Genomic DNA, 24,644 nt, shown 5'->3' on the forward strand with positions numbered 1-24,644 from the left:
CGGACGGCGCCCCGGCCTCGACGGGCCCGGCGGCCGGGACCTCGGGCGGCGGCCCCGGAACCGGCGCCTCGGTCACCTCGCCGGGGCGCCGCAACCCGGCGCCTCCGGGCACGGCCGCCGGTGAGGGCACCGGAGGGGAGGGGTGTGGCGCGGGCGACGGCGGGGGCGGGGGTACGGGCGGTGCCTGCGGCGGGAGCGGCGGGGTCGCGGGTGGCTGTACGCGTACGGGGGTGGGTGCGGGTACGGGCGCGGCCGAGGGAGGCGGGGCGGGTGTCGCCGGGGGAGCCGCCGGCGCGGCACCGGCACCCGTACCGGCCCCCGCACCCGCGCCTCTTGCCGGGGCCGCACCGGAGCCCGTACTCGTACCCGCTGTCGGGCCTGAGCCGGAGCCCGTACCAGTGCCCGCACCCGTCCCCGTACCGCCCGCCGCGTCCGTCCCCTCCTCCCCGTCCCAGTTCAGGAACGCCCCGCACGAGGCGCAGAACGGTGTGCCGGGCGCGTTGCGCAGGCCGCACGTCGGACAGGTCATCCGGCACCTCCGGGCAGCAGTTCCAGGGTGAAGCCGACGTGGGCCGGGATCTCCGCGGCGATCAGCTCCTCCAGGCGTGCCCGGTCGGCGCGCCCCGGGTCCGGCAGTCCGACCCGGACCGTCACCCACGGACGCGGGCCGCCCGGGAAGGGGGTGCCGGGGGTGGGCGACCAGACGGTGCCGCCGCTCTCGGCGAGCTCGACCCGCGCCCCGCCCGTCTCCAGGCGCAGCGCCTCCGCGAGGCCGTGCAGCGTACCGCGCGTGCGGTGCCGGTCCACCGCGCCGAGGACGGCGGCCCGGCGGCGCTCCGGCGGGCTGTCCTCGTGCGGTTCCACGGCCACCCAGCCGGCCAGCCAGTCGAGGAAATCCTCGGGCGCGGTGCGCGGGTCGAGGTGGGCGGGCAGGTTGTCCATGGTCAGCAGCACGGGTGCCAGGACCTCGTCGAGGCCGGCGAGGAACCGGGCGAGGAAGCCGTGCTCCAGGTAGACGGCGGGCAGCAGCTCGATCAGCGGGTGCGGGCTCGGCAGCCCGGGGACGTCGGTGCGCACGGCGGTCAGACCTCCCGGACCCGCAGCTGGTGCTCGTACGAGAAGACGAGGGCGTGCCGGTCGAGGGGGATCCGCCCGTCGGGCACCTCGGTGCGCTGCCCGGTCACCGGGTCGGCCCGGTAGAGCCGCACGTCGTCGACCAGGTCGACGCCCGGGACCCGCTGGAGCACGGCGTACGCCTCGCCGGTCTGGACCGGGCGGCCGAAGGGCCAGCCGGCGCCGTCCGGTCCGCCGGTGAGCGCGTTGAAGTACCCGTCGAGGGCCGCGAGGGCCTCCTCCCGCACGCGCTCCGCGGCGGCGCCGCGGCTCGCCTGCACGGTCGCGACGAAGGTGACGCCCTGGTAGAACGGCGGCTCCACGACCACCCGGGCGCCGATCGGGCGGCGCGCGTCCAGGTACTCCGCGATCCGGGCCAGGGTGCGCGGCGGCGGGTCCAGCTCCTCGAAGGCGATCCGGCCCCGGGCGTCGCTGCGCCCGGACGGCACGATCAGCAGCCGCACCCCGCCCTCGGCGTCCTCGGGGACGCAGTGCACCCGGGCCGCGTCGGGGGCCACCTCCCGGGCCAGCAGCTCGTAGTCGCGCGGGACGACGGCGCGTTGCAGGGTCCGCAGGGTGAGCGGGCCGCGCACCCGCGCGCTGTCCACGGTCTCGCCGTCGACGCCGCCGAGCGCGGGGCGGCGGTTCTCCACGCGGGCCACGAACGGCACGGTGCCGCGCAGCACGCGCAGGGTGGAGCGGGCCACGTTCCCGCGCACCCCGCCGCCGGTGCGGTAGGCGCGGACGCGGACGGCCGCCCCCTTCTCCGGGACGTCGCCGAAGTGCCGTACGGTGCCGTCCCGTTCGCGGACGGCCGGGCCGAACTCGACGCGGCCGGTGCCCTCGTCGAGGGTGAAGTGCCGGTCGGCGGGCCCGGAGTGGGCGAAGTCGTCGACCCGGGTCCAGGGCGCTCCGGACGCCTCGGCGCCCTCCGGCGCGGTCACCTCCAGGGCGAACTCCCCGGGCACCACGGGCGGCCGGGCGACGGTGAACGACTGCCCCGCCACCCCCTCGGCCGTCCCCAGGACCTCGTCGGTGATCCGCTCGGCGTGCTCGGCGGCCACCGTCGCCCCGATGGTGAAGGCCGTGATCCCCCGGACGACGGGCGGAGACACGTAGGTCGGCTGGTCGGGTGCCGCCGCCACGAGCCGGCAGCGCAGCCAGCCGCCCGTGCGCCGGACGATGCTCAGCGGGGTGTGCGTCGCCGGCAGGTGGAGGATCAGTTCCCCGGACCGGTTGAAGCCGCCGGTGTCGTCCTTCTCCACCTCGCAGGCGGTCCACCGGCGCCCGTCCCACGCCTCCCACAGCAGCGGCGGCCGCAGCGGGTCGACGCCCACGCCCTGCACGTCGCAGTCGAGGCGCAGCACCACCACCCCGGCGGGCACGGCCGCCGAAAGACCCACGTAGAGGGCGTCGCCGGGGGCGGGTGCGGGCGAGAAGCAGGGCACGTCGCGGCGGAGCGCCAGCTCCTCGGTGCGGTCCACGGCGGCCGCGTCCGTTCCGGTGCCGCCCGCGGACCCGGCCGCCGGCAGGGTCGCGAGCGCCGCGTAGGCGCACGGCACGATCGTCAGATCCCGGGTGGTGCCGAAGACGACGGCCGGCTCGGTCTCGGTGCGGACCGTCGCCACCTCCGTGCCCGCCCGCACGAACACCGGCTCCGGCTGCGGCGCCGACAGCCGGAAGGTGACGTCGGTGCCGGCGGCGGTCGGCGGGTGGAGTCGTACCCCGATGAGGTCCAGGAAGGTCCGGTAGCTCTTCTCCGGCACCCGGTTCACCCGGTAGACCAGCTGGTCGACCATGGTCGCGAACGCCTCGATGAGGGTCACCCCCGGGTCGGACACGTTGTGGTCGGTCCACTCGGGGCAGCGCCGCTGCACCAGCCTTTTGGCCTCGTCCACCAGGCCCTGGAAGTGCCGGTCGTCCAGATGGGGGCTGGGCAGGGTCATGTGCGGTCCTCTTCCGGGATCACATAGAACGGGAACACGAGGTTCCGGGGGTCGTTGGCGCCGCGCAGCGTGTAGCCGATGTCGATGTACAGCACGCCGCTGTCGACCTCGTCGAAGCGGACCGCGACCTCCGTCACCTCGACGCGGGGCTCCCACCGCTCCAGGGCGAGGCGCACCTCGTACGCCAGCTGTCCGGCGGTCCCCGCGTCGGCCGGCGCGAAGACGTAGTCGTTGATCGCGCAGCCGAACTCCGGGCGCATCGGCCGCTCCCCGGGGGAGGTCGCGAGGATCAGCCGGATCGACTCCTCCAGCTCGCGCTCGCCCCTGACCAGCGCGATCGAGCCGGTCGCGTCCGTGTGCGGGGGGAAGGCCCAGCCCGCGCCGACGAACTCCTGTCCCATGGTTCCCCTCAGCCTCCGATCAGGACGGTCGGGCAGCCCGACACCACCGCCGAGCCGCACCCGGACAGGTCGCCGACCCGGGCGGCCGGACGGCCGCCGATCAGCACCGTGGTGGAGCCGGGCGGCGCCAGCGCGGACGGCGGATGGGCCGCCGGAGAGGAGCACTGGTGGGCGGTGCCCACGGTGGCGGCGGGCCGCCCTCCGATGAGGACGGTCGACACCCCCGGCGGGCCGATCACCCCCGGATGCGCGGTCGGGTCGCCGACCCGTGCGGCCGCTCCCTGTGCCATGTGTCCCCCTCCGTCCCCGTCAGTTGATCTTCACCAGCGGCGCGTCGACCGAGAGCGTGGTGCCGCCCTTCAGCTCGGTGCGCTGGGTGCCGTCCACCGTGACCGTCGCCCCCTGGACGTCGAGCGCGCCGCCGGTCGCGAGCCGGACCGCGCCCTGCCCGCCGTCCACCCGCACGCCCTGACGTGCCGTCACCGACACGCTGTCCCCGCTCAGTTCGAGGGCGCCGTGTTCGGCGGCGACGCTCACCCCGCCCGAGGCCGTGATCGACACCTTCTCCTTCGCGGTGATCCGCACCGCCCCGTCGCTGCCGATCGTGACCGCCGTCCCCGACTGGTCGAGGTCGATCGTCAGCTTCCCGTCCCCGGTGCGCAGCCGCACCCCCTGCGCCCCGCCCGCCGAGTCGAGCAGTTCGAGCCTGTGCCCGCCCTTGGACGCGAAGGCGCGCCGGTCGACCGCCCCCGACGTCGGGTCCACGGCGCCGCCCCCGGACGGCCGGTCCTGGCCGTTGTAGAGCCCGCCGAGGACGTACGGCCGGTCGAGCCGCCCCAGCTCGAAGCCGACGACCACCTCGTCCCCGACCTCCGGGATGTACGGCTCCCCGCCGCCCGTCCCGGCCGCCTGCGCGGTCCGCGCCCAGTCGCTCGCGTACTCGTCCGACAGCCACGGGAAGGTCACCTTCACCCGCCCCGAGCCCTCCGGATCCTGGGTGTCCGTCACCGTCGCGTTGACCAGCCCGCCGGACCGCGACCCCGCCGACCCGTGCCCCGCGCCCGGCGCGCCGCCGGTGAGTCCGTACAGCGAGCGCTCCTGCTGCCCCGACACCGTGATCCACGTCTCGTACCCGCGCAGAGCGTCGAAGACGTGCCGCGAGGAGGTCACCGTGTAGCGGCCCTCGAAGGGCGCCCCGACCGCGTTGAGCGCCACCGCCGTGCCCGCCCGCACCTCCGGGTTGCCCCGGATCACCGCCTCCAGCTCCGCGAACGAGCCCGCGATCCGCTCGGCGAGCGCCTTCGCCGCCCGGTCCACCCGCTCCTGCGTGCCGTAACCGCCGTCCGTCACCACGTGCCGGGCCTCGCCGAGCGGCGCCGTGACCTGCTCCGCCGTCACCCCGAGCGCCAGGGTCGCCGACGTGCCGGCCGGCGCCCGCCCCACCAGGGCCCGCTTGCCCCGCACGTCCCAGCCCCGCACCTCCACCTCGGAGACCTGCTCGGCGGCCGACACCGACGCCCGGCAGCGCAGCAGGTTCGCCCCCCGCTCCAGGACGAGCGGGTCCCGGTCCGCGCGCGCCGACGCGTCCGGCGCCCCGCCCGCCTCGGCCGGCCTCACCACGTGCAGCATCCCGTCCCGCACGTACGCCTGCGCACCCGCCTCCTCGGCGAGCCCGCGCACGAACGCCCAGTCGCTCACATTGGCCTGCGCCACGTGGTCGAGCACCGGACCGGCCACGTCCACCGTGCCCGGCTTCAGCCCCGCCCGCTGCGCGACCCGGGCCACGATGTCGGAGAGCGTCATGTTCTGGTACGCGGCCACCCGCGCCCCGCGCAGCAGCCTGTACGTCTCGTCAAGGCCGCGCACCACCGTGTACGTGCCCGACTCGTCCAGCTCCAGCTCCAGCGCCGTGACCACCCCGCTGAGCAGCGGACGCGGCTCCGTGCCGCCCCCGCTCCGGGCGAGCAGCGAGATCTCCGTGCCGACCGCGATGCCGCCCTGCGCGAGCAACACCGCGTCCGGATCGCGGAACCGCAGCAGGAACAGGTCCGGGAGCGTGCGGCTGTCGTCGACGTACCCCTCGACCAGCGTGTTCATCAGCCGTGCCGGCAGCGGGCTCCCGCCCACCTCCACGACCAGCGCCGAGGCGACCCCGGGCGCCGCCATCACCGCCCCCGCCGGGCCGACTGCTCCGACTCCGCCCGCAGCCGCCCGAGTTCGTCCTGGGCGGGCAGCAACAGACGTGTGCCCGGCGCGAGTCGCAGGGGATCGTCGATCCCGTTGGCCTCGGCGATCACCCGCCAGGCCGCCGGATCGCCGTACTCGCGCTGCGCGAGCGACGGCAGCGAGTCCCCGGCCGCCACCCGGTGCGTCCGGCGGGCCGTGAGCGCCCCCGACGTCGGGTTCTGCCCGGGCGTCTCCCCGCTGATCTCCTCCATCGTCACCAGGCAGACCGCCCGGATCGGCACGCCCGAGGTCGTGAACAGCGTGTACTTCGCCTGCACCTGGCTGACGTAGCCGGGGAAGCCGGTCAGACCGCCCCAGTGGAAGACCACCCACGGCGGCGACGACCGCTGCTGCTGCCGGGTCTCGCTGGTCGGCACGCAGCACGCGAACAGCTGCTCCACGGAGTCGACCACCCGGGTGTCCTGGGTGGCGCCCGCGTCGAAGAACATCTCGACCGTCAGCTTGCTGGGCTGCGGACCCTGGTACTCCGGCGGCCCCGCGCTCTTCGCACCCTTCGCCGGCGTGCGCTTCCACGCCGCCGCCTTGGTGAGGCTCAACTCCTTCGGGTTGAACTGGAAGTCGATCCGCCCACACGGCGCCCCGGGCGTGAGCCCGCCGCCCGACGGCGGCGTCCGCAGCTCCAGATAGGCGTGCTCCAGCTTCGGCCGGGCCGACCGGCCCTTGCCCGCGGAGGCGACGCCCGAGGTGCCGGCCGCGCTGAAGGCGATGGGGGAGCCGGGGGGTGGGGTCATGCCGGTCAGCCCTCCATCACATAGCCGTGGTGGGCGATCTCGATCGTCTCGATCGCCACCTTCGGCGACTCGGGCGTGAAGGAGGGACCCGTCCACCGCACCGGCACCACCTCCAGCAGCCCCCACTGGGCCACCTTGCGCCCGTCCCCGGTCCGCGCCTCGATGTGCGCGGTCTTGCGGGTGAACCCCGTCGTCATGCTCGCGAACCAGCGCGCCACCTTCTCGGTCTCCCGGGTGAGCGGACGCGAGAGCTTCACGTTCGAGTACTTGAGGCGGGTCGGCAGCTGCCAGACGTGCCCGTTGTTGCCGCCCTCCTCACGGGTCTCCAGGACCACCTCGCAGCCCAGTCCCTCGCAGGTGTTGAAGGACCCGAGCTCGATGTCGTCGATGGTGACGACGAAGCAGACGCTGACGGCGGGTTCGTCGTTCTGGGCCGGGGTGGCCATGGGGGTCGCTCCTTCCGTTCGCGTGTGCGTGGGTCTGTGGTCGTGCGGGTGCGAGCTGGTGGTCAGAACCGGGTGTCGATGAGCCGGCCGGCCCGCTCGCGCTCCAGGCGCAGTTCGGCCTTGAGGAGCCGCGCCAGCGACGGGTAGAGGGCGCGGACGAACTCGTCGGTGACGGGCGGAGCGCCAGGAGGCGCGCCCGGTGGGGGAGCGGGGCTGTCCGCGGTCTCGGCGGCGCCCGCCGGCTCCGTCCCCGTCTCGGGTTCCGGAGCGTTCGCCGATGGGTCGTCCGGCGGCGGCGGGGGCGGTTCCTCGGCCGTCACCTCGCGCTGGACGAACGCGGACGGCGGTGAAGGCGAAGGGGAGGAGAGGGGCGAGGCCGGTGACGGGGACGAGCGGTGCCCGGGCGGCGGGGCGAAGACCACGCTGCCGTCGGCCATGCGCTGCGCGATGCCGGCGGTCACGGCCACGTCACCGGCGTCCCGGGGCGCGCGCGGCACCACCGGAGCGGGAGGGCCGGAGGGGCGGGCGCTCGCCCGCTGGACGGAGGCGACCGCCGTCGGCACGTGGGTCCGGCGCTGTACGGCGGGGCCGGGGGAACCGGATGCGCCCGTGGCGGTCTCCCGGCGGTTCTCCCACCGTACGGGGACGACGGCGGGCTCGGGCGTCGGGCCGAGGGCCGGGGGAGCGGCGCCCGGTGCGGTGTCCGGGGCCACGGTGCGCAGCACCAGCGGCCGGTCGGCCAGCAGCGGCGCCACCGGCTCGGGCACGGCCTCGGGCGTCGGCTCCGTCGCCGGGGGCGGGAGCGGCGTGGACTCCGTCCGTACGGGAGCGGGCGACGGGCTCGGAGCGGTGCCGGGGACCTCGCGCTGGGCCGTCGGGGGAAGCGCGGGGAGCGGCGCGCCGAGGCCGGGAGCGCGGCGGGTCGCGGGGGCCGGGGACGGGGAGGGCGGCGGGGAAGGGGACGGCTGCGGTGTCAGGGAGCGCTGGACGGGTGGCACGCCCCCGCCGGCGGCTTCCGCGACGGCTCCCGGACCGGTGGCGTCGGGCTCCGGGAGGTCGAGCAGCGGCTGCTCGCCGACCAGGGGGCGTACGGCGGGCTCGGCGGATTCAGGCGGCCCGGGCTCGCCCTCTGTTCCCGGGGCCGTGCCGTCATCGACGGAGCCGGTCCCGACCGTCCCCGTCTCGAACGCTTCCGGACTCCCCGGGGGCTGCTCGGACCGAGGCGACTCCGCCGCCCTCTGGACGCGTACCGCCTCCCCCGTCCGCCCCGCCGCCGGTGCCGACGGGTGCGGCGCGGGGACCGGCACCGGCCCGGTGGCCGTCCGCTGGACGGGCTCCAGGGGCACGCCCCACCCCGGCGCTGCCGTGCCGGGCTCGTGCCCGCCACCGGACGGGGGCCGGTCGCCGGGTGTCGGGCCGCCCGGCGAGGCCACGGACGACGACAGGCCGGAGGACCGTACGGGAAACTCCACCACCGACCGCTGGACGGGCGTCGTCACGCCCTCGACGAGGCCGCTCGGGGCCTCCGCGCTGACCAGATGGCCGAGCGGGGTGGAGAGGGCGGTCGGCCGCCGGGTGGACAGGCCGCGCTCGAAGGCGGACGGATCGGTGACGAGTGACGGTGCCGACAGGACCCGCTGGATCGGCGGGAGTTCGGCGACGTCGAAGCGGTCCTCGCGCGACGCGGGCGCCGGCGGCGGCGTGGGCGGTTCAGCCGCGCGTTCCGCGCCCCGTCCGCCGCGCAGCCAGGACAGCAGTCCCATGGTTTCCCGTCCCTCCCCGTCGTGCGGTCATCCCGTCATCCCCCGCCGAGGCGGGCCGCCTGGGCGACGAACCTCTGACGCTCCGCGTGCTCCAGGTCGAGGAGCTGATCGAGCGGCCAGTGGAAGTGGTAGGCGAGGTACGCGACCTCCTCGTACAGCTGGTCGGCCGCGTACGTCGCTATTCCCCCAGGCGGCCACCGGCGAGGTCCACCGCGAACTCCTCCCGGCACGACGGACAGGTGACGGCGGCGCGCGTGTGGCCCTCGGCGTTCACGCGCCGGTAGAAGTCCTGGAGGAACGCCAGGTCGGAGGCGAACAGGTCCTCGATGACGCCCGGGTGGATGTCGTCGACTGTGCCGATCCGGGTGACGACGCGGGAGATCAGCACCACCGACAGATAGGCGGAGTTCTCCCGGACCCGGTCGTCCCGCAGCGGCACCAACTCGTCGCGGGCGGTCGCGAGCCGCATGACGCCGTCGCGGTGGACGGTGCCCCGCTCGTCGACGTACCCGCGGGGCAGCCGGAACGGGAACTCGGTCCGCAGCCCGCGCGACTCCTCGTCGTGCTCCGCGTGCGAGGGCGCCGCCGTCGTCGCGCGCCGCATCAGTCGACGTCCATGCTCTCGTACGTGATCACCAGCTTCTCCGTCAGGACGGAGGTGTCGCCGGCCTTGAGCGCGCCGATCTCCAGCGACTTGGGCCAGGCGTTGATGAGCTTGTAGCGCTTGATCGGGAGGCCCTCGTAGTCGTAGACGATGATGGCGCCGTTGCGGCGCGCCTCGCCCATGCGGCCGAACCGGGACTCCTTGATCCACCGCTCGAAGCTGTTGTCCTCGGTGAGGCCGCGGGAGACCGTGACCTCGCCCGCCTTCGGCCGGCCGGGCAGCTTCTTGATCGCGTACTTTCCGTCCGCGGTGTTCTGCTTGAGCTCGATGACGTCCTGCTCCATCTTCAGGCCGCTCACCTCGGTGATCTGCCGGATGATGACGCTGTCGAACTCCAGGCCGAAGGAATGCCCGACGGAACTGTCGAGATCGGGAAGGGGCACGAGGGACTCCTCACTCGTCGACGGCACCGGTGCCGCTGGTCAGCTGGGACAGCCGGAAGACCACGAACTCGGCCGGCCGGACCGGGGCGACGCCGATCTCGCAGACCACATGGCCCGCGTCGACGCTCTCCGGCGGGTTCGTCTCGCGGTCGCACTTCACGTAGTACGCCTCGTCCGGGGTGAGCCCGAACAGCGCGCCCTTCCGCCACTCGTTGACGAGGAAGGCGCCGACGGTGCGGCGGATCCGGGCCCACAGGGCGTCGTCGTTCGGCTCGAACACCACCCACTGGGTGCCCGCGAGGATCGACTCCTCCAGGTAGTTGAAGAGCCGCCGCACGTTGAGGTACCGCCAGGCCGGATCGGAGGACAGGGTGCGCGCGCCCCAGATCCGGATGCCGCGGCCGGGGAAGGCGCGGATGCAGTTGACGCCGATCGGGTTGAGCCGGTCGTGCTCGCCCTTGGTCAGCTGGGTCCGGAGCGACACGGCCCCCCGCACCACCTCGTTGGCCGGGGCCTTGTGCACCCCGCGCTGCTCGTCGTTGCGCGCCCAGATCCCGGCGACGTGGCCGCTCGGCGGGACCGGCGAGACCCGCCCGGTGGACGGGTCGGCGACGTCGATCCAGGGGTAGTACAGCGCCGCGTAGCGGGAGTCGTAACCGGCCCGCTCCGAGCGCCAGCCCGCGATCTCCTGGGGGCTGAGCCCCGGCGGCGGGTCGAGCACCGCGACCCGGTCGCCCATCAGCTCGCAGTGCGTGATGAGCGCCTGCTGCACGGCGATCACCCCGTCCAGGTCGACCAGCCCGCGCTCGTACGCGCTCATCAGGTCCGGCACCGCCACGGTGGTGACGTCCTCGACCGCCTCCAGTCCGCCGAGCCCCGAGCGGCGGTCGGCGTCGCCGACGTACACCTCGGGGGAGAAGGGCGCGCCACCACCGGCCGGAGCGGGCAGGGCCGGGGCGAGCGTGACCGTCTGCGGAGCGGGGCGGGCCGGAGCGGCGCCGGTCCCGGGCTCGGTGATCTCGATGAGCGCGGAGGCGGCGTTGACGCGGGTGGCGACGTTCTCCTTGCTGCGCTTCGTGGTGACCGAGGGGTACGTCTCCACCGCCTCGCCGTCCCGCGCGACGACCAGCCGGAACGCGTCGGACGGCGGGTCGTCGCCCTCGACGTCCGCGACCTCGACGGTGATCGTGCCGGTGACGCCCGGGCGGGCGACGACCGAGTACGCGCCGATCGCGGTCGGGCCGGTGACCTCGTCGGAGGAGGCGGCCGGCGCGGTCGAGGTGCCGTCGTCGACGCGCACGACGTAGCAGGTCCCGCCGCCGTTGGCGAAGAAGCCGTACACCGAGGCGGCGAGGTACGTCCCCTCGACGAAGTCGCCGAAGCGGCTCACGAACTGGCTCCAGTTCGTGACGAGGGTCGGCTCGTCGAAGGGCCCCTTGCGGGCGAAGCCGACGAACGCGGCGACGGAGGTGCCCACCCCCTCGATCGGACGGGAGCCGGACTGGACCTCTTCGACGTAGACGCCCGGGGACAGATACGACGGCATACGGTGCTCGCTCTCCTCTACGTCACTCCTCGACCGGGGAACCGCTCCCGCTGAACCGGGCCATTCTCACCACCGGGACGATCACCCGGAACGGATGATCGGCCGCCCGCCTGGGCAGCGTGAACTGCCCGAAGGTGCAAGGGAGTCGGCGCCACGAGGGACCCCCGCCGCTCTGCTCGCGGGACGGACCGGCGGGCAGCCTGGCCGTGCGGCCACGGCTACCGGGAGGGGACGGATGAAGGAGGTCCCGGAGAAGAAGCCGACCGGACGGACGCAAGCCGACACCCCGGCCCCCGCTCCCGCACCCGGCCTCTCCCCGCACAGCGTGCAGCGCCTCCAGGGCGCGGTGGGCAACGCGGCGGTGGCCCGCCTCGTGGCCCAGCGCTACACGGCCCCGGTGAAGACCCCCGCGAACGCCGCGCCCGGATTCCGCCGGGTCGGCGCGGACGTGGCGGCGAAGAAGCGCACCATGGCCGCGCACGCGCCGGCCGCCGCCGAGTCGAAGTCGGCGCAGGACGCGGCGGTCGCGCCTCCCGACGACAAGGAGGCGCAGGGCAAGGCCGCGAACGCCGAGAAGATGAACGCGGCGAAACCGGGGGAGTTCGACAAGGCGGCCTTCGTCGCGGCCGTCGACAAGGCGATCGAGGCGCAGGCGCCGAAGAACCTCGACGAGGCCGACAAGTTCTCCAAGTCCGGCAAGGCCGACAAGGTGAAGGACGAGGTCGACGGCAAGGTCACCGACGGCAAGAACACCTCCGCCAAGGACATCGAGACCACGACGAAGGCCCCGCCGGACACGTCGGCGGCGAAGGACAAGCCCGTCACGCCGATGACCCCGGACAACGCGCCCGGAAACCCGGGTGCCCCGAGCGCCGCCGACGCGATCCCGGAGAAGCAGCCACCCGCGGTCACGGACTTCTCCCAGGGCCCGGCGGAGAACGACAAGGCGATGGCCGACGCCGAGGTCACCGAGGAACAGCTGGCCAAGGGCAACGAGCCGGAGTTCGACGACGCCCTGAAGGCGAAGAAGACGGCGGAGACGGACTCCGCGAAGGCCCCGGGCAAGGCGCACACGGCCGAGGACCAGCAGCTGGCGACGGCGAAGGCGGGCGCGGCCGCGGCGGGCGCCCAGGCCATGAACACCCTGACGGCCACCCGGGCGGCGGCGGGGAAGGCGGTCGACGGCGGCAAGGGCGAGACGAAGTCGAAGGACGAGCGGAAGCGGGCCGAGGTCACCGCGAAGCTCCAGAAGGTCTTCGACGCGACGAAGAAGGACGTCGAGACGACGCTGACGGGCCTCGACCAGAAGGTCGACACCGCGTTCACCACCGGTGAGAAGTCCGCGCGGGACGCCTTCACGGCCGACCACAAGGCCCGCATGAAGAAGTACAAGGACAAGCGGTACGGGGGCTTCCTCGGCAAGGGCCGCTGGCTGAAGGACAAGTTCGCCGGCATGCCCCAGGAGGCGAACGACCTCTACCAGGAGTCACGCAAGCTGTACGTCGCCCGCATGCGCACGGTCATCTCGTCCGTGGCGGACATGATCGGCGTGGAACTGGGCCGCGCGAAGACGCGGATTGCCCAGGGCAGGTCGGACCTCAAGGCGGAGGTCGACAAACTCCCCGCCGACCTCAAGTCCTTCGGCGAGGAGGCCCAGCAGGACTTCGCGGGCAAGTTCGAGGACCTGGAAGCGAGCGTCGACGAGAAGTCGCAGCAGCTGGTCCAGGACCTGGCGAACAAGTACACGGCCGCGCTCAACGCGGTGGACGAGGAGATCAAGAAGCTCCAGGAGGCCAACAAGGGCCTCATCGACAAGGCGAAGGACGCGATCGTCGGCGTCATCAAGACGATCAACGAACTGAAGAACCTCCTCCTCGGCATCCTGGCCAAGGCCGCCTCGGCCATCATGAAGATCATCAAGGACCCGATCGGCTTCCTGGGCAACCTGGTCAAGGCGGTGGGCGCCGGCCTCAACCTCTTCGTCGCCAACATCGGCGACCACCTGAAGAAGGGCCTCGTCTCCTGGCTCCTGGGCACCGCCACCAAGGCCGGCCTGGAGATCCCCGAACGCTTCGACCTCCGCGGCATCATCACCCTCATCACCTCCCTCCTCGGCCTCACCTGGGACAACATCCGCACCCGCATCACCCGCAAGGGCGTCCCGGAAGAGGCGATGACGGCGGTCGAGACGTCGGTCCCGGTCGCCCAGTCCCTGGCGAAGGAGGGCCCGGCGGGCGCGGTCAAGGAGATCGAGGCGGAAGCGGGCGACCTCAAATCGACGATCCTCTCCAAACTGACGGAATACCTGGTCCCCACCGTCATCATCGCCGGCGTCACCTGGATCCTCTCCCTCCTCAACCCCGCCTCCGCCTTCGTCCGCGCGGTCAAGGGCATCATCGACATCGTCACCTTCGTCGTGAACCAGGGCGCCCAGATAGCCGACTTCGTCAACGCCGTCCTGGACGCGGTCATAGAAATAGCCAACGGCGGCGCGGCCGGCGTCCCCAAGATGGTGGAAACCGCCCTCGCCGCCAGCATCCCCCTCCTGATCGGCTTCCTCGCCGCCCTCCTGGGCATCGGCAACCTCGCCAACAAGGTTAAGTCCGTCTTTCAGGCGGTCTCGAAGCCGGTCAACCGAGCCATCGACAAGATCGTCGACTTTATAGCCAAGAAGGGTAGGGCGCTCTGGCAGAAGCTGAAAGGGAAGAGTGGTAAGCCCAGTGATGCTGTGAAGGGGTCGCAAAGGAAGGGTGCAGACCCTAAGAGCGCCGAAGGAGACAAGAGTGATCGACTGAAGCGGGCCGTGGCGGAGGCCGAGGCTCTGATGGATGGTAGGCAGCGTCTGGGGGCGATTCTCAATGCCCGCTTGGGGTTGATCAAACGCAAGCATCGGCTGGCTGAACTTCGAGCATCGAGAATCGGTGAATCGTATACATGGAAGATATTTGCCAAGGTTAACCCGGAGGCGGAATTTAGAGTCTTCTCGCTACCTGATGAAGCTAGGGACCTGCGTGCAGCGATAGGGCGCCGTTTGGAGGAGCTGCCCAGTGCGAAATATCATGGAGAGAGATTCCTGCCGGAAGTCAAGCGTATCGTGGATGAAATGCCAGAGGTGAAGCGTTCGAAGGGGGAAGGGTTCGAACTGCTTTGGGAGCCCATGTCGGAAGACATTTGCATTCTCTTCGTGGTAATAAATGGGAAGTCTGTCGATCCTTCTCCGATCGGTTACGTGCATTGGCTTCGGGATTATATGAACATGGGCAGGGAGGAGGAAGGGCATCAGCAGGATGTCTGGGTCGACCTTCCTGACGCGAAGTTCTCTTACGTCCATGATTTGGACGGTCAGAAGGTTCCGAGATATGTGGTTCGAAACACTACGGAGGTCGATCGGGGGAACATTAAGAGTGGAAATGGGATTCCGAAAAGTAAAGTCAAGGGTACCGTCGACGAAGCGATGCACGTGAATGGCTCGAACAAAGGTAGCCCCTGGGTCTCGGCCACTACGGTTCCCTCTGGGGATGTTCGAAATCCGCACGGCGAGATGTTCGGCAAGAAGAAGGAGCGGATAGAAATCGATTTGGCCTACATTAATTCTAATAATTTGAGGAATCTCACCACGGTGGAGTCGCATCAGAAGTACCTATTGAAGAAGAATACGAGTTCGGATCGGGCGGTGAGGGCGGTTCGTGACACGATTCGCACGCAGGAGGTTCTGATCTTCGGTGCGATTCCGAAAGCTGCTATCCAGGATCTTTCGGAGGAGAAGATTGATGAGGCGCGTGCTGACTACAAGAGGAGTCGTGGTGTGTATTTTGGGAAGGGTGATGGGATCCTCAAAGTGATGCCTGGCGAGGGTGAGTAGGGCAACTTCAATGAAAGGATGGCTAGCGTGCACTACTGGCAGCAGTTCAAGCTTCGTGACGAGGTTCTGGAGGTGCTGCGCCTCGAGCTGCTGGGGCCGCGCGAAAGTAAGGAGGTGCCGGAAGCATTCCATGCGCTGCTTCGTAGTGGCGACGCTGATGCCGTGTGTGTGGCGATCAATTACTACTCCAGCGCTGCATCCTCTGTTCGATTTGGCGGGGTTAATCGGTTCGACGCTGAGGAGACTGAAGTTCTTGAACGGGCGCGCGCTGTGCTGCGCAATGAGTTGAATGGTGATGATCGAGAGGGAGGAGGGATATCGGAAGGGCGCGTGACTACGGCGCTGTCTGCCATCGTCGATCTGGTGGAGCCGACCCAAGACACGCAGTTGGTCTTGAAAGCTCTTTCCTTCGTTCGGTCGGAGGAGGGTCTGGAGAGCGCTGGATATGCGGCTGCCCGTGTGCTTGAGGTATTGCCATCAGGCGGCGAGGAGTCGGAGAGTTTGATCGCGGCCCTGGCGCTGGTGGCTTTCGATGAATCCATTCCGCACCGCAGTCGATGGCCGGCGCTGGGTGCTATAGGAATGTCTCCGTCTCCTACGGCTGTCAACTGGCTGTTGCAGGCGCTGAATTCCGGAGACATAGAGATTCAGGCGATAGCGGGTACGGCTCTGGCGGAGATGGATATGGGGCGATTTAGGCCGCTACTGGAACGTACGGTCGCCACGTGGCCCGAGGTCAGAGAATATCCTGCGTATCAGTTTCTCGAACTTCTCAGGGAAGGGTGAAGGTTCTCTCTTGTTTGAAAAATCGGGAATCCTATATCACTTTTTCATGTCCAGGCAGAAGGTTGGCGTATCTTCCGAACTCCGACGCCAAAGTCAGCCGCCCCAGTTTCTGGTACTCCCTCTGTACCGCGTGGATCAGCATCGGCATTGTCAGGGGGCCGGCCGCCTCCGCCGCCAAGTACGCCGCTGTCACCGCGATCGAGCGGATGTTGCCGCCCGACAGTTCGAAGGCCTCCGCGCAGAAGGGGAGGTCCAGGTCGGTGGCTCTGGGGAGATGGGGGCCGAGGGTGCGGTCCCAGAGGGTGAGGCGTTGGGGGGTGTCGGGGACGGGGAAGTCGACGATGAGGTCTAGGCGGCGGGTGAAGGCGTCGTCCAGGTTGGCTCGGAGGTTGGTGGCCAGGATGGCCAGGCCGTCGAAGGACTCCATGCGCTGGAGGAGGTACGCGGACTCCACGTTCGCGTAGCGGTCGTGGGCGTCCTTCACGTCCGAGCGCTTGCCGAAGACGGCGTCCGCCTCGTCGAAGAGGAGGACGCCGTTGACGCCCGCCGCTTCCGTGAAGATGCGTTCCAGGTTCTTCTCCGTCTCGCCCACGTACTTGTCGATGACCGTCGCCAGGTCGACCGTGTACAGGTCCAGGCCCAGGTCCGCTGCGATCACCTCCGCGGACATTGTTTTGCCCGTGCCCGAGTCGCCGGCGAACAGGGCTGCTACTCCTCGGCCCCTGCCTCCTCCCGGGCGCATCGACCAGGTGCCCAGGACGTGGTCGCGGTGGCGGGCGCGGGAGGTCAGTTCGCGGAGCTGGGTCTCGGTGTCCGGCGGGAGCACCAGGTCCTGCCAGGTGACGGTGGGTTCGATGCGGCGGGCCAGGCGGTCCAGGCCGGCCGCGTTCTGGGCCCGGGCGCCCTGGCGGACGTGGTCGGCCGAGAGCGGGGCGGCCTCCACGCAAGCCTTCTGCACCGCCGCCTTCGCCGCCCGCACGACCTGCTCCGGGGTGAGGAGAAAGGGGGAGAGGAGCTCCTGGACGGGGAGGGACACCTCCTCGGCCGCGCTCTCGTACCACAGCGCCGCCCGCGCCTCCGGGTCCACCCTGGGTGCACGGAGCAGCAGCGGCGGGGCCGTCGACCACGCCGCGTCCCAGGGCAGGCGGCCGACCATGACCACCGGGACCGGCAGGTCGGTCACCGCGCGCAGCAGGCCGGGGCGCTCCCGGGCCACCGCGTCCACCGGCGCGCAGACCAGGCCTGCGCCCGTCAGGCGGGCCTCGCGGAGGAGACAGCGGACGGCCTCCGCCGGGGCCGGGTCCTCGGCCAGTCGCGCCAGGTCGACGGCGAGGACCGTCCGGTCCGCCGCCTCCAGGGCCGACGCGGCCAGGGCCGTACCCGCACCGCCCTGGTCCTCCTGGAGGTAGACCAGGCCGGAGGAGTCCGAGGACAGGAAGCGGGCCAGGGGAGCCGGGTCGCCCACTCCCCGGATCGCCTCCCACGGGGCCCGTACCTCGGCGAGCCGCGGGTCCGGGGTGTCGTCGCCCAGCAGATAGGCCGTCACCCGGTCGGGGACCCGCAGCGCGCGGCCCAGGAAGGGGCGGTCCCGGTCCTCCACCAGGAGCAGGCCGCCGGCCCGCAGCGGGGCCCGCTCGCCGAGTCGCGCCCGCGCCTCCCGGTCCGCGTGCGGCATGCCGCACAGGCCGAGGGCCAGGCCGGCCGAGGGCCTGCGCCGGGTCACGTCGTCGTTGAGGTAGCCGTAGAACGACTCGAAGCGGTCGTCCAGGTCCGGGAGCAGCGCGATCAGCAGGATGTCCACGTCCAGGGCGGACAGGCCGAAGTCCCGTGCCAGCGAGCCCAGTCGGGAGTCCGGGGCGGCCCGGCCCGTCGGCTCCGGCGGCGGAAAGGATCGCGGCGCGTCCAGCAGCCGCTCCACCGCCTCCTCCGTGAGGTACAGGCCGCGGAAGGCGTCGTCCGGGTCCGGGTCCGTCGCGCGGCGGGCCTCCACCGCACGCCGGATCCTCAGCTCCATCTCGCGTGCCAGGGAGAGGAGTCCGGCGGTCACGTGCCGAGCCCCTCGCCGAGGCGGACGTCCAGGCTCTCGTCGCCGACCGGCGGGCCGGCCGGGTACCTCGGCGAGGCCGTCACCGGAACGCTCACCACCAGGTCAAGGGACGGCTTCAGTTCGCCGCCCAGCGCGCTCCACACGTCCGCGAAGGACCGGTCTTCGGGCGGGGGCAGCGCGATCGACAGGGGGACGGCGGCGCCGATTTCCGCGAGCGAGCCGGTGAGCCGGGCCGGCGGCAGCGCCTCGTAGCGGAGCAGACAGGCCAGGAGGGAGGAGAGCAGGCGGTGTTCGTCCTCGGGGCGTTTCGTCCAGGCGGTGATCAGGTACGACAGTTTGAAGTAGCGGGGCGGGCGGCGGCGGGCGACGACCACGCCGCGCTCGTCGTACTCGTTGTGCAGGCCGCGCTCGCGCCGCCGCATGTCCTCGCGGATGTCGTACAGGTACAGGTTCACCATCGGCGCGTTCACCTTCGCTGCCCACTCGCGCGTGGGCGCGTCGAAGACCACCGCCACCTGTCCGCCCTCCAGGACCTCGGCGCGGATCAGGGAGCGCAGCACGTCGTCGACCTCGTGGATCAACGGAACCTCACCCCCGGCCCGCGAAGTCCGGCGGCTGGAGCGCGTGGCGGACGACCAGCACGGGTTCCTCCAGGCGTTCCAGGCGCGCGACCTCCGCGCGCAGCGACCGCGGCCCGGTCCGGTCCTTGCGCAGCACGAGGACCTGGGCCTCGAAGCGGCCGTCGGGGCCCACCCGCAGGGGCGTGCTGTCGGCGGTCAGGCCCGGGGACCAGACGAGCCGTACGAGCTCCCCGGGCGGGAAGTCCGTGCCCCGCACGGTCACGGGTTCGCCCGGCTTGACCACCCGCGGGGTCACCTCCAGGCGGGGCTGGGTCACCCGCAGCGGCGCCGTGGCCGTGTTGTTCGCGGCCTCCGGGTCGGGAGGCAGACCGCCGGCCGTCGCCCGGACGGTTCCGGACAGGGCCTCCTGGTAGGTGGCCGTCTCGGTGACCACCACGCGGCCACCCGGGGGGATGGAGCAGGGCGCGGCGGTCGTGCAGCGGTCGGGGCTGGTGAGGGTGCGGCCCGGCGCCGAGGGCCAGGTGGTGGCGAGGACGACGCGCTGGGCGGTGTCGGGGCCGGCGTTGGTGAGCGTGTAGCGGGCGGTGACCGGGCGGCCCGTGTAGGCGCGCGCGGGGGAGAGGGAGACGGAGACGGCGACGTCGGCGGAGGGCGGCACGGGGGGCGGCGGGTCCGTACCGGGCGGCGGTGTCAGCGGCGGCAGGACGCGGAAGACGGCCGTGTCCGTCCCGGTGTTGCCGGCCGCGTCGGTGGCCGTGCAGGTGACGGTGGTGCTGCCCACGGGAAAGCGAGAGCCGGACGCCGGGGTGCAACTCGGCGTCAGTGGGCCGTCCTTGGCGTCCTCGGCGGTGGCCGTGTAGGTGATCGTGGTGCCCGCGTCGTCACCGGCCCGGGCGAGGCGGTCGTCGAGGGTGACGACGGGCGCGGACACGTCGTTGACGGTGATCGAGATCTCCTGGCGGAAGCCGGGGTCGGCGGCGGCCGCCCCGATCGCCGTCGTGTCCGGGGCCTGGGTGCCGAGCGGGAAGTGCACGGTGCAGGTGAGGGTGGCGCCCTGGGGCGCGTCCGGCGCGACCGTGATCGTCTCGGCGAAGGAGGCGGTCTCGCCGCTGACGACGTCACGGGTCGGCGGGTCGAGGGTCACGGACAGGCCGGGGTCGCAGGACTCCAGGGTGTGGCCCACCCGGGTGGGGAGGTTGGTGAGCCCCTCGACGATGGCCTCGGCGACCTGGCCCGGATCGATCCCCGCGAGCTTGCGGCCGCCGGTGGCCTCGATGATGCGGGTGGCCTGGCCGCGGGTGGTGGGCGGATCCTCCTTCTGGTCGGGGATGCCCGCGTCACCGTTGCCGTCAAGGCCGTCGCCGCGCGGGGTGTCGACCTCGACACCGAGGACCCGGACGTTCTTGTCCTGGAGGGAGAAGATCGTGTCCTCGATGGAGTGCCCGTTGCTGGGATTGTGGCTGGAGGCGTCACTGACCAGGACGACGACCGGACTGGAGTTCTCGCGGAAGATCGTCTTGCCGCCCGCACCGGCCGCGATCTGCCACAGGCCGTTGATCCAGTCCTCGGACGGACCGTCGCTGCGCCAGCCGAGGTCGGTGCCGAGGGCCCTCACGCCCCTTCCCAAAGCATCGTCGTCGGTGGTGAGTTCGGTCTTGACGCCGAAGCCGGCGTCCACGTCGCCCACCTGGTCGCCGAAGGTCGTCACGGCGAAGCGGGCGTCCGGCTGCGCCGAGCGCACCCGGTCGATGATGCTCGGCAGCCCGCCGCGTACGTCCGCGATCGCCTCCTCCATGCTCCCGGTCCCGTCCACCAGCAGCACGACCTCCGGCATCGGCGGCACCACCGGGGTCCGGACCTGCTTGTCGACCTGGAGCGACGCACCGGGATCCAGCGCCTGCGACACGACCGCCGGCGTGACCGGCTCGACGGGCACCGGCACGGCGGAGGCGGACGTCGACGCCGGTACGGCTCCGGCCGCGAGGAGCAGCAGGGCGAGTGAGGCCCGGGCCGGTGTGCGGCGACCGGGCCGCCGGGGCGCCGACGGCTCCGTACGCCCGGACGACTGGAACCAGCGCACGGCACAACCCCCTCGACCTCACGTCGCTCGACGGCCCGAGGATGCCGTACCGGTCCCCGATTGTCCTCGTGCCTCAAGTCACCTTTGGGGGAAGGGAGTTCTGCACCTATGGGCAACCCTCACCGACGCCGGCCTCAGGTGAGGCCGACCCCGACCGTTCCCCTCAGATCAGCCCCTGCCGCATCGCGTACGCCACCGCGTGCGAGCGGTTGCGGAGCTGGAGTCGGGTGATGACCGCGTGCAGGACGTTCTTGATGGTGCGCTCGGAGTACGAGAGCTTCGCGGCGATGTCCGCCGTGTCGTAGCCCTCCGCGACCAGGCGCAGTACGTCGACCTCGCGCGCCGCGAGGCCCGTGAAGTGCAGCCCGCGCGGGCCGAGGACCTGGCCCTGGAGGCGGCCGACCTCCTCCAGGAGGCGTCCCACCAGGTCGGAGGGGAGGTGTCCGGCGCCCTTCGCGACCGTGCCGATCACGTGCACCAGGTGTTCCGGTGTCGCCTCCGCCCGGCGGATCACGCCGGCGACCCCGCACTCCGCCGCGCTCACGAGCTTCTGTTCGTCGATGTCCGTCGTCACGAGGACCGGGCGCGAGGTGCTGGTGCGCCGGATGTGCCGCAGCAGCCGCAGCACGTCCTCGTCGACCGTGTCCACCACGAGCACGACGACCTCGGGTGCGGGGTCCGCCGTCTCGCTCCATTCCGTCACGTTGATCTCGGGGCGGGTGCGTAACTGACTCGTCACCCCCGCCTGTGAGATCGGGTCCTGCGCGCGCAGTGCTACTGCCGTGCGTTCCATGGTCCGGCTCCCCCCGGGCGAGCGGGGGCGACGCGAATGACGCGGGGCCCCCGTGTCCACCATCAGCAACGTCAACAACGCCAGTCTCTCTGGTGGTTCGGCGGACGGGAGATTCCCTGACTGACCGTCATGAAAACTGAATCGTTGCTTCGGGCACGGAATCTGCCCGAAAGTGTTCCTGATCTGACGATGCTGTGGAGGCGGCCGGATCCTACGGTGCGCCCATGAGTCTTACGGTAAGCCTCGACGCATCGTCCGTCACCGCCGTACCGGGCGAAGAGACGAGCCTCCCTCTTCAGGTGCGCAACTCCGGAACCACCGTGGAGGAGTACCGCTTCGAGGTGGCCGGAGCCTGTGCCGCCTGGACGACGGTGGAACCGGCGACCCTCTCCCTGTACCCGGGCAGCGCGGAGACCGTCCAGGTCACCTTCCGGCCGCCCCGTGACCCGTCCGTGCCCGCGGGCGAGACGCCCTTCGGCGTCCGCGTGGTCCCCACCAGCGACCACGCCGAACCGGTCGTGCCCGAGGGCCGGGTGACCGTCGCCCCGTTCACCGAGGTCACCGCCGAGCTGGTCCCCAGGGGCTCGCACGGTGTGCTGCGCGGTGCCCACAAGGTGGCGGTCGACAACCGGGGCAACGCTCCGCTCACCGTCGCGCTGACCGCCCGCTCCGGCACCGAGCGGGCCGGGATCACCTTCACCCGGCCGGAGCTGCGGGTCGAACCGGGCCGCGCCGCCTTCGCCGAACTGCGCGTCAAGCCCGCGAAGCGGCTGTGGCGCGGCACCCCGGTCCTGCACACCTTCCAGGCCGTCGTCGCGCCGCCCGCGCCCGAGGGTGAGGAACCGCCCGCCCCGGTCGTGCTCGACGGGTCCTACCAGCAGGAAGCGATCCTGCCGCGCTGGCTGCCGCGCGCCCTGATCCTCGCCTTCGTGCTCGCCCTGATCCTGACCGGCTTCTGGTACGGCATGCTCCGGCCGGCGGTGAAGTCGGCGGCCCGTGAGGCGATCACCCCCGAGGTCATCGCCTCCGCGACCTCCGGCCCCGACCAGAGCGGCGGACAGACCGGAGGACAGACCGGCGGCGGCTCCGGCGGTGCGTCGGCCACGCCCACCCCGGCGCCCACCCCCACTCCCACGGCGAGCGTGAAGCCCAGCGCGAAGCCGAGCGTGAAGCCCAGCGCGAAGGCCACCGCCAAGCCGCTGCCGCCCGCCGAGCCGTCCAGTGCCCAGGTGCAGGTCAGGGACGGTGTCGGCGGAGGATCGCGGAGCGGTACGGCGCTGACCGTGCCGGCCGGGAAGACCTTCCGGCTCACCGACATCCTGGTCCAGAACCCGCAGGGCGACGCCGGCACCGTCGTCATCACCGGCGACGGCGGCTCCCGGATCCTGACCCTGGCCCTGGAGAACTTCCGTGACTCCGACTACCACTTCGTCACCCCGATCCTGGTGCCGGCCGGCGGCCAGGTGACGATGACCGTGGACTGCCGCAAGGTCGGCCGCCCGGTCAACGCCCCGGCGCCCAGCCGCTGCGCCCAGTCCCTCTTCCTCGGCGGCACCATGCAGTCCACCAAGTCCTGAGGGCCGGGGGCCACCCCGGAGGGTCGGGCACCCTTGAGGGTCAGGGGCCACCCCTGAGGGCCGCGCACCCCTGAGAACCGGGCACCGCCCCGAGGCCCCGCCCGCGCCGTCCGGATCCACGACAGCGGATCCCGGCTACGCGGACGGGGCCTCTTCCTCCTCCTCGGCGCCCGCCTCCGCCGCCCGCTGCACGAACGAGCCCTGGACGTCGGCGGGCTGCTCGTCCTCGTCCTCCGTCGCGGCCCGCTGCACGGCCGGTGCCGCGGGCGGCGCGGGCGCGGCGACCGGTGCGGGCGCGGCGGGGGCCGAGGGTTCCGCCAGGACCCGCTCCGCGTTGGCGACGGCCTCCCGTTCGAAACGGTCCGAGGGGTCGCTCACCCGGATCCCGCCGGGCGCCTCCGTGCCCTCGACCGGCCCGCTGCGCTGCTGGATCACGTGGGTCAGCTCGTGCGCCAGCGTCGTACGCCCCTGCGGCGAGGCCGGGTCGTACGCCGCCCGCTGGAACACCACGTTGTTGCCGACCGTGTAGGCGTGCGCGCCGATGCCCTTCGCGGAGGCGTCCGCCGCGGCGTCGGTGTGGATCCGCACGTCGGAGAAGTCCGCGCCCATCCGGGCCTCCATGTCGCCGCGGGTCGCGGTGTCGAGCGGCTGCCCGCCGCCCGAGGCCAGCACGTCGTGCACCGGCGACCGCGCGCCCTCTTCGGCCGCCTCGGGGGTCGTGCTCCGGCTGCGCTGGACCATCGCGCCGACGGCTCCGTTGCCCACGGCCCGCTGGAGCGCCCCCAGGCCGGACGCGCCGACCACGTCCGCGCGCCCGGTCGCCGCGGCCTCGAAGAGCCGTGCCGCGCCCGGGCCGCCGTCCTGGGCGCGGTCGTCGTGGAGCCGGTCGTCCCGCACGGGGCCGGGGGCGTGCTCCTGGTGGTGGTCGTGGTCGTGATCATGGCCGTGCTCGTGCTCGTACGCACTCATCGTCAGCTCCCCGAACGGTCCCCGAAGGCGTCCTCCACGGGGACGCGGAGGCCCCCGACCCCCAGCGTCCCCATCCGCCCCTGCCCCCGTCCAGGCCGCGCCCGTGTCGCCGGGGGCAGGAAGCGCTGCCCCTTCGCGCAGGCGGCCGGAGGAGGCCTGTGAGACGCCAGACCCCGGCTCCCTCAGCCGACCGGACCCGGCGGTGGGCCGGGCCTCCGTCGGCGGCTCCGCACATGACTGTGCCCCACACCCGGAGGTGTGGGGCACATGCGGAGCGGGGACCAACGACCAGTCGGCTCTCCCTCCGTGCTTCCCACCGTAGCGGCCGCCCGCCCGCCGGGACGAACCGATCCGGTGGTCATGACCCGAACGAGTGAGTCGGCCCCTGACGGCCGGTCAGGCGGAGAACGAACCGGCGCCGCCGGGGACGTGGGTTCCGTAACCGGGCTGGACGACGACCGAGGGGCCGAGGCAGAACGGGTTGCCGTAGACCTTCACCGGACGGTCCGTCTGGTTCGTCAGGACGTGGGCGACGGTGGGCAGCTGGTGGCACCCGGCCGGGTCGCGGTAGACGTCCAGCGGCTGGACCTCGGTCGAGAAGACGACGACGTCGCCGGTGGCGGCGGCCTGGGCGGACCCGGCGAGGCCGAGCACCGCGCTCGCGGCGACCAGGGAGATCAGAACGGCTCGTGTACGCATGGGCATCCTC

General features: G+C 72.3%; 21 protein-coding genes. 3 read left to right on the forward strand and 18 right to left on the reverse strand.

All coding sequences use genetic code 11. The annotated features are described in order from the left end of the window. Nucleotides 1-525 precede the first annotated feature (525 nt). The 12 genes from IE321_RS17475 to IE321_RS17525 all read right to left on the reverse strand — a co-directional run bounded on the left by IE321_RS17475 (nt 526) and on the right by IE321_RS17525 (nt 11,240). Nucleotides 526-1,077: a phage tail protein gene (locus IE321_RS17475; protein WP_190223586.1), complete on the reverse strand. Its 552-nt coding sequence runs from the start codon at nt 1,075-1,077 to the stop codon at nt 526-528. A gap of 5 nt (nt 1,078-1,082) precedes the next feature. Next, nucleotides 1,083-3,059: a putative baseplate assembly protein gene (locus tag IE321_RS17480; protein WP_190223587.1), complete on the reverse strand. Its 1,977-nt coding sequence runs from the start codon at nt 3,057-3,059 to the stop codon at nt 1,083-1,085. After that, nucleotides 3,056-3,460, reverse strand: coding sequence for a GPW/gp25 family protein (locus IE321_RS17485; RefSeq protein WP_043231074.1), 405 nt, complete (start codon nt 3,458-3,460; stop codon nt 3,056-3,058). Before IE321_RS17485 ends, IE321_RS17480 begins: the two co-directional genes overlap by 4 nt. Before the next feature lie 8 nt (nt 3,461-3,468). Next, nucleotides 3,469-3,750 (reverse strand): PAAR domain-containing protein, encoded by a 282-nt coding sequence (locus tag IE321_RS17490; protein ID WP_043231072.1) that lies wholly within the window; start codon nt 3,748-3,750, stop codon nt 3,469-3,471. Between the two features lie 19 nt (nt 3,751-3,769). Beyond that, nucleotides 3,770-5,626: a VgrG-related protein gene (locus tag IE321_RS17495; protein ID WP_190223588.1), complete on the reverse strand. Its 1,857-nt coding sequence runs from the start codon at nt 5,624-5,626 to the stop codon at nt 3,770-3,772. Beyond that, a complete protein-coding gene (locus IE321_RS17500; RefSeq protein ID WP_190223589.1) occupies nt 5,626-6,438 on the reverse strand; it encodes a CIS tube protein in 813 nt (270 codons plus the stop codon). The genes IE321_RS17495 and IE321_RS17500 overlap by 1 nt, the downstream gene beginning before the upstream one ends. 5 nt (nt 6,439-6,443) lie before the next feature. Beyond that, nucleotides 6,444-6,884 carry a phage tail protein gene (locus IE321_RS17505; protein ID WP_043231062.1) on the reverse strand — a complete coding sequence of 147 codons (441 nt, stop codon included), beginning with the start codon at nt 6,882-6,884 and terminating at the stop codon, nt 6,444-6,446. Between the two features lie 62 nt (nt 6,885-6,946). Further along, nucleotides 6,947-8,647 (reverse strand): hypothetical protein, encoded by a 1,701-nt coding sequence (locus IE321_RS17510; RefSeq protein WP_190223590.1) that lies wholly within the window; start codon nt 8,645-8,647, stop codon nt 6,947-6,949. A gap of 35 nt (nt 8,648-8,682) precedes the next feature. Further along, nucleotides 8,683-8,829, reverse strand: coding sequence for a DUF6760 family protein (locus IE321_RS43050; RefSeq protein WP_308076859.1), 147 nt, complete (start codon nt 8,827-8,829; stop codon nt 8,683-8,685). Next, a complete protein-coding gene (locus tag IE321_RS17515) occupies nt 8,826-9,251 on the reverse strand; it encodes a hypothetical protein (RefSeq protein ID WP_043231056.1) in 426 nt (141 codons plus the stop codon). The genes IE321_RS43050 and IE321_RS17515 overlap by 4 nt, the downstream gene beginning before the upstream one ends. Then, nucleotides 9,251-9,694: a phage tail protein gene (locus tag IE321_RS17520; protein ID WP_043231053.1), complete on the reverse strand. Its 444-nt coding sequence runs from the start codon at nt 9,692-9,694 to the stop codon at nt 9,251-9,253. The genes IE321_RS17515 and IE321_RS17520 overlap by 1 nt, the downstream gene beginning before the upstream one ends. Nucleotides 9,695-9,704: 10 nt before the next feature. Further along, a complete protein-coding gene (locus IE321_RS17525) occupies nt 9,705-11,240 on the reverse strand; it encodes a phage tail sheath family protein (protein WP_190223591.1) in 1,536 nt (511 codons plus the stop codon). A 235-nt stretch (nt 11,241-11,475) separates the two neighbouring features. Between IE321_RS17525 and IE321_RS42000 the strand changes: the two genes are divergently transcribed. After that, the gene (locus IE321_RS42000) at nt 11,476-15,102 is read left to right on the forward strand and encodes a phage tail protein (protein WP_226652935.1); all 3,627 of its coding nucleotides are present in this window, start codon (nt 11,476-11,478) and stop codon (nt 15,100-15,102) included. A 27-nt stretch (nt 15,103-15,129) separates the two neighbouring features. Beyond that, on the forward strand, nt 15,130-15,888 hold the full coding sequence (locus IE321_RS17535) for a hypothetical protein (RefSeq protein ID WP_190223592.1): 759 nt from the start codon (nt 15,130-15,132) through the stop codon (nt 15,886-15,888). Between the two features lie 31 nt (nt 15,889-15,919). Here the strand turns inward: IE321_RS17535 and IE321_RS17540 are convergent, their stop codons facing one another. The 4 genes from IE321_RS17540 to IE321_RS17555 all read right to left on the reverse strand — a co-directional run bounded on the left by IE321_RS17540 (nt 15,920) and on the right by IE321_RS17555 (nt 21,389). After that, nucleotides 15,920-17,902 (reverse strand): ATP-binding protein, encoded by a 1,983-nt coding sequence (locus IE321_RS17540; RefSeq protein ID WP_190223620.1) that lies wholly within the window; start codon nt 17,900-17,902, stop codon nt 15,920-15,922. A 29-nt stretch (nt 17,903-17,931) separates the two neighbouring features. After that, nucleotides 17,932-18,516 carry a Pvc16 family protein gene (locus tag IE321_RS17545; protein WP_190223593.1) on the reverse strand — a complete coding sequence of 195 codons (585 nt, stop codon included), beginning with the start codon at nt 18,514-18,516 and terminating at the stop codon, nt 17,932-17,934. A gap of 7 nt (nt 18,517-18,523) precedes the next feature. After that, on the reverse strand, nt 18,524-20,596 hold the full coding sequence (locus IE321_RS42845; protein ID WP_190223594.1) for an HYR domain-containing protein: 2,073 nt from the start codon (nt 20,594-20,596) through the stop codon (nt 18,524-18,526). Nucleotides 20,597-20,759: 163 nt separating this feature from the next. Then, the gene (locus IE321_RS17555; RefSeq protein WP_043231039.1) at nt 20,760-21,389 is read right to left on the reverse strand and encodes a helix-turn-helix transcriptional regulator; all 630 of its coding nucleotides are present in this window, start codon (nt 21,387-21,389) and stop codon (nt 20,760-20,762) included. 224 nt (nt 21,390-21,613) lie between these two features. On the opposite strand from IE321_RS17555, the gene IE321_RS17560 reads away from it, so the two are divergent. After that, complete coding sequence (locus IE321_RS17560; protein ID WP_190223595.1) at nt 21,614-22,966, forward strand: COG1470 family protein; 1,353 nt, start codon at nt 21,614-21,616, stop codon at nt 22,964-22,966. Between the two features lie 135 nt (nt 22,967-23,101). Here IE321_RS17560 and IE321_RS17565 read toward each other — a convergent pair whose 3' ends face one another. Next, a complete protein-coding gene (locus IE321_RS17565; protein WP_190223596.1) occupies nt 23,102-23,935 on the reverse strand; it encodes an eCIS core domain-containing protein in 834 nt (277 codons plus the stop codon). A gap of 396 nt (nt 23,936-24,331) precedes the next feature. Next, nucleotides 24,332-24,634 carry a hypothetical protein gene (locus tag IE321_RS17570; protein WP_190223597.1) on the reverse strand — a complete coding sequence of 101 codons (303 nt, stop codon included), beginning with the start codon at nt 24,632-24,634 and terminating at the stop codon, nt 24,332-24,334. Between the last annotated feature and the right edge of the window lie 10 nt (nt 24,635-24,644).

It is taken from the genome of Streptomyces hydrogenans (assembly GCF_014656075.1).
GTDB classification, from domain to species: Bacteria; Actinomycetota; Actinomycetes; order Streptomycetales; family Streptomycetaceae; genus Streptomyces; species Streptomyces hydrogenans.

Excerpts from the sequence above, each read along its gene's own strand:
- IE321_RS17505 (WP_043231062.1), bottom strand. The coding sequence starts at position 6,884 with ATGGCCACCCCGGCCCAGAACGACGAACCCGCCGTCAGCGTCTGCTTC.
- IE321_RS17540 (WP_190223620.1), bottom strand. The coding sequence starts at position 17,902 with ATGGAGCTGAGGATCCGGCGTGCGGTGGAGGCCCGCCGCGCGACGGAC.
- IE321_RS17490 (WP_043231072.1), bottom strand. The coding sequence starts at position 3,750 with ATGGCACAGGGAGCGGCCGCACGGGTCGGCGACCCGACCGCGCATCCG.
- IE321_RS17515 (WP_043231056.1), bottom strand. The coding sequence starts at position 9,251 with ATGCGGCGCGCGACGACGGCGGCGCCCTCGCACGCGGAGCACGACGAG.
- IE321_RS17565 (WP_190223596.1), bottom strand. The coding sequence starts at position 23,935 with ATGAGTGCGTACGAGCACGAGCACGGCCATGATCACGACCACGACCAC.
- IE321_RS17525 (WP_190223591.1), bottom strand. The coding sequence starts at position 11,240 with ATGCCGTCGTATCTGTCCCCGGGCGTCTACGTCGAAGAGGTCCAGTCC.
- IE321_RS17560 (WP_190223595.1), top strand. The coding sequence starts at position 21,614 with ATGAGTCTTACGGTAAGCCTCGACGCATCGTCCGTCACCGCCGTACCG.
- IE321_RS17500 (WP_190223589.1), bottom strand. The coding sequence starts at position 6,438 with ATGACCCCACCCCCCGGCTCCCCCATCGCCTTCAGCGCGGCCGGCACC.
- IE321_RS17495 (WP_190223588.1), bottom strand. The coding sequence starts at position 5,626 with ATGGCGGCGCCCGGGGTCGCCTCGGCGCTGGTCGTGGAGGTGGGCGGG.
- IE321_RS17570 (WP_190223597.1), bottom strand. The coding sequence starts at position 24,634 with ATGCGTACACGAGCCGTTCTGATCTCCCTGGTCGCCGCGAGCGCGGTG.
- IE321_RS17555 (WP_043231039.1), bottom strand. The coding sequence starts at position 21,389 with ATGGAACGCACGGCAGTAGCACTGCGCGCGCAGGACCCGATCTCACAG.
- IE321_RS42000 (WP_226652935.1), top strand. The coding sequence starts at position 11,476 with ATGAAGGAGGTCCCGGAGAAGAAGCCGACCGGACGGACGCAAGCCGAC.
- IE321_RS17480 (WP_190223587.1), bottom strand. The coding sequence starts at position 3,059 with ATGACCCTGCCCAGCCCCCATCTGGACGACCGGCACTTCCAGGGCCTG.
- IE321_RS17485 (WP_043231074.1), bottom strand. The coding sequence starts at position 3,460 with ATGGGACAGGAGTTCGTCGGCGCGGGCTGGGCCTTCCCCCCGCACACG.
- IE321_RS17510 (WP_190223590.1), bottom strand. The coding sequence starts at position 8,647 with ATGGGACTGCTGTCCTGGCTGCGCGGCGGACGGGGCGCGGAACGCGCG.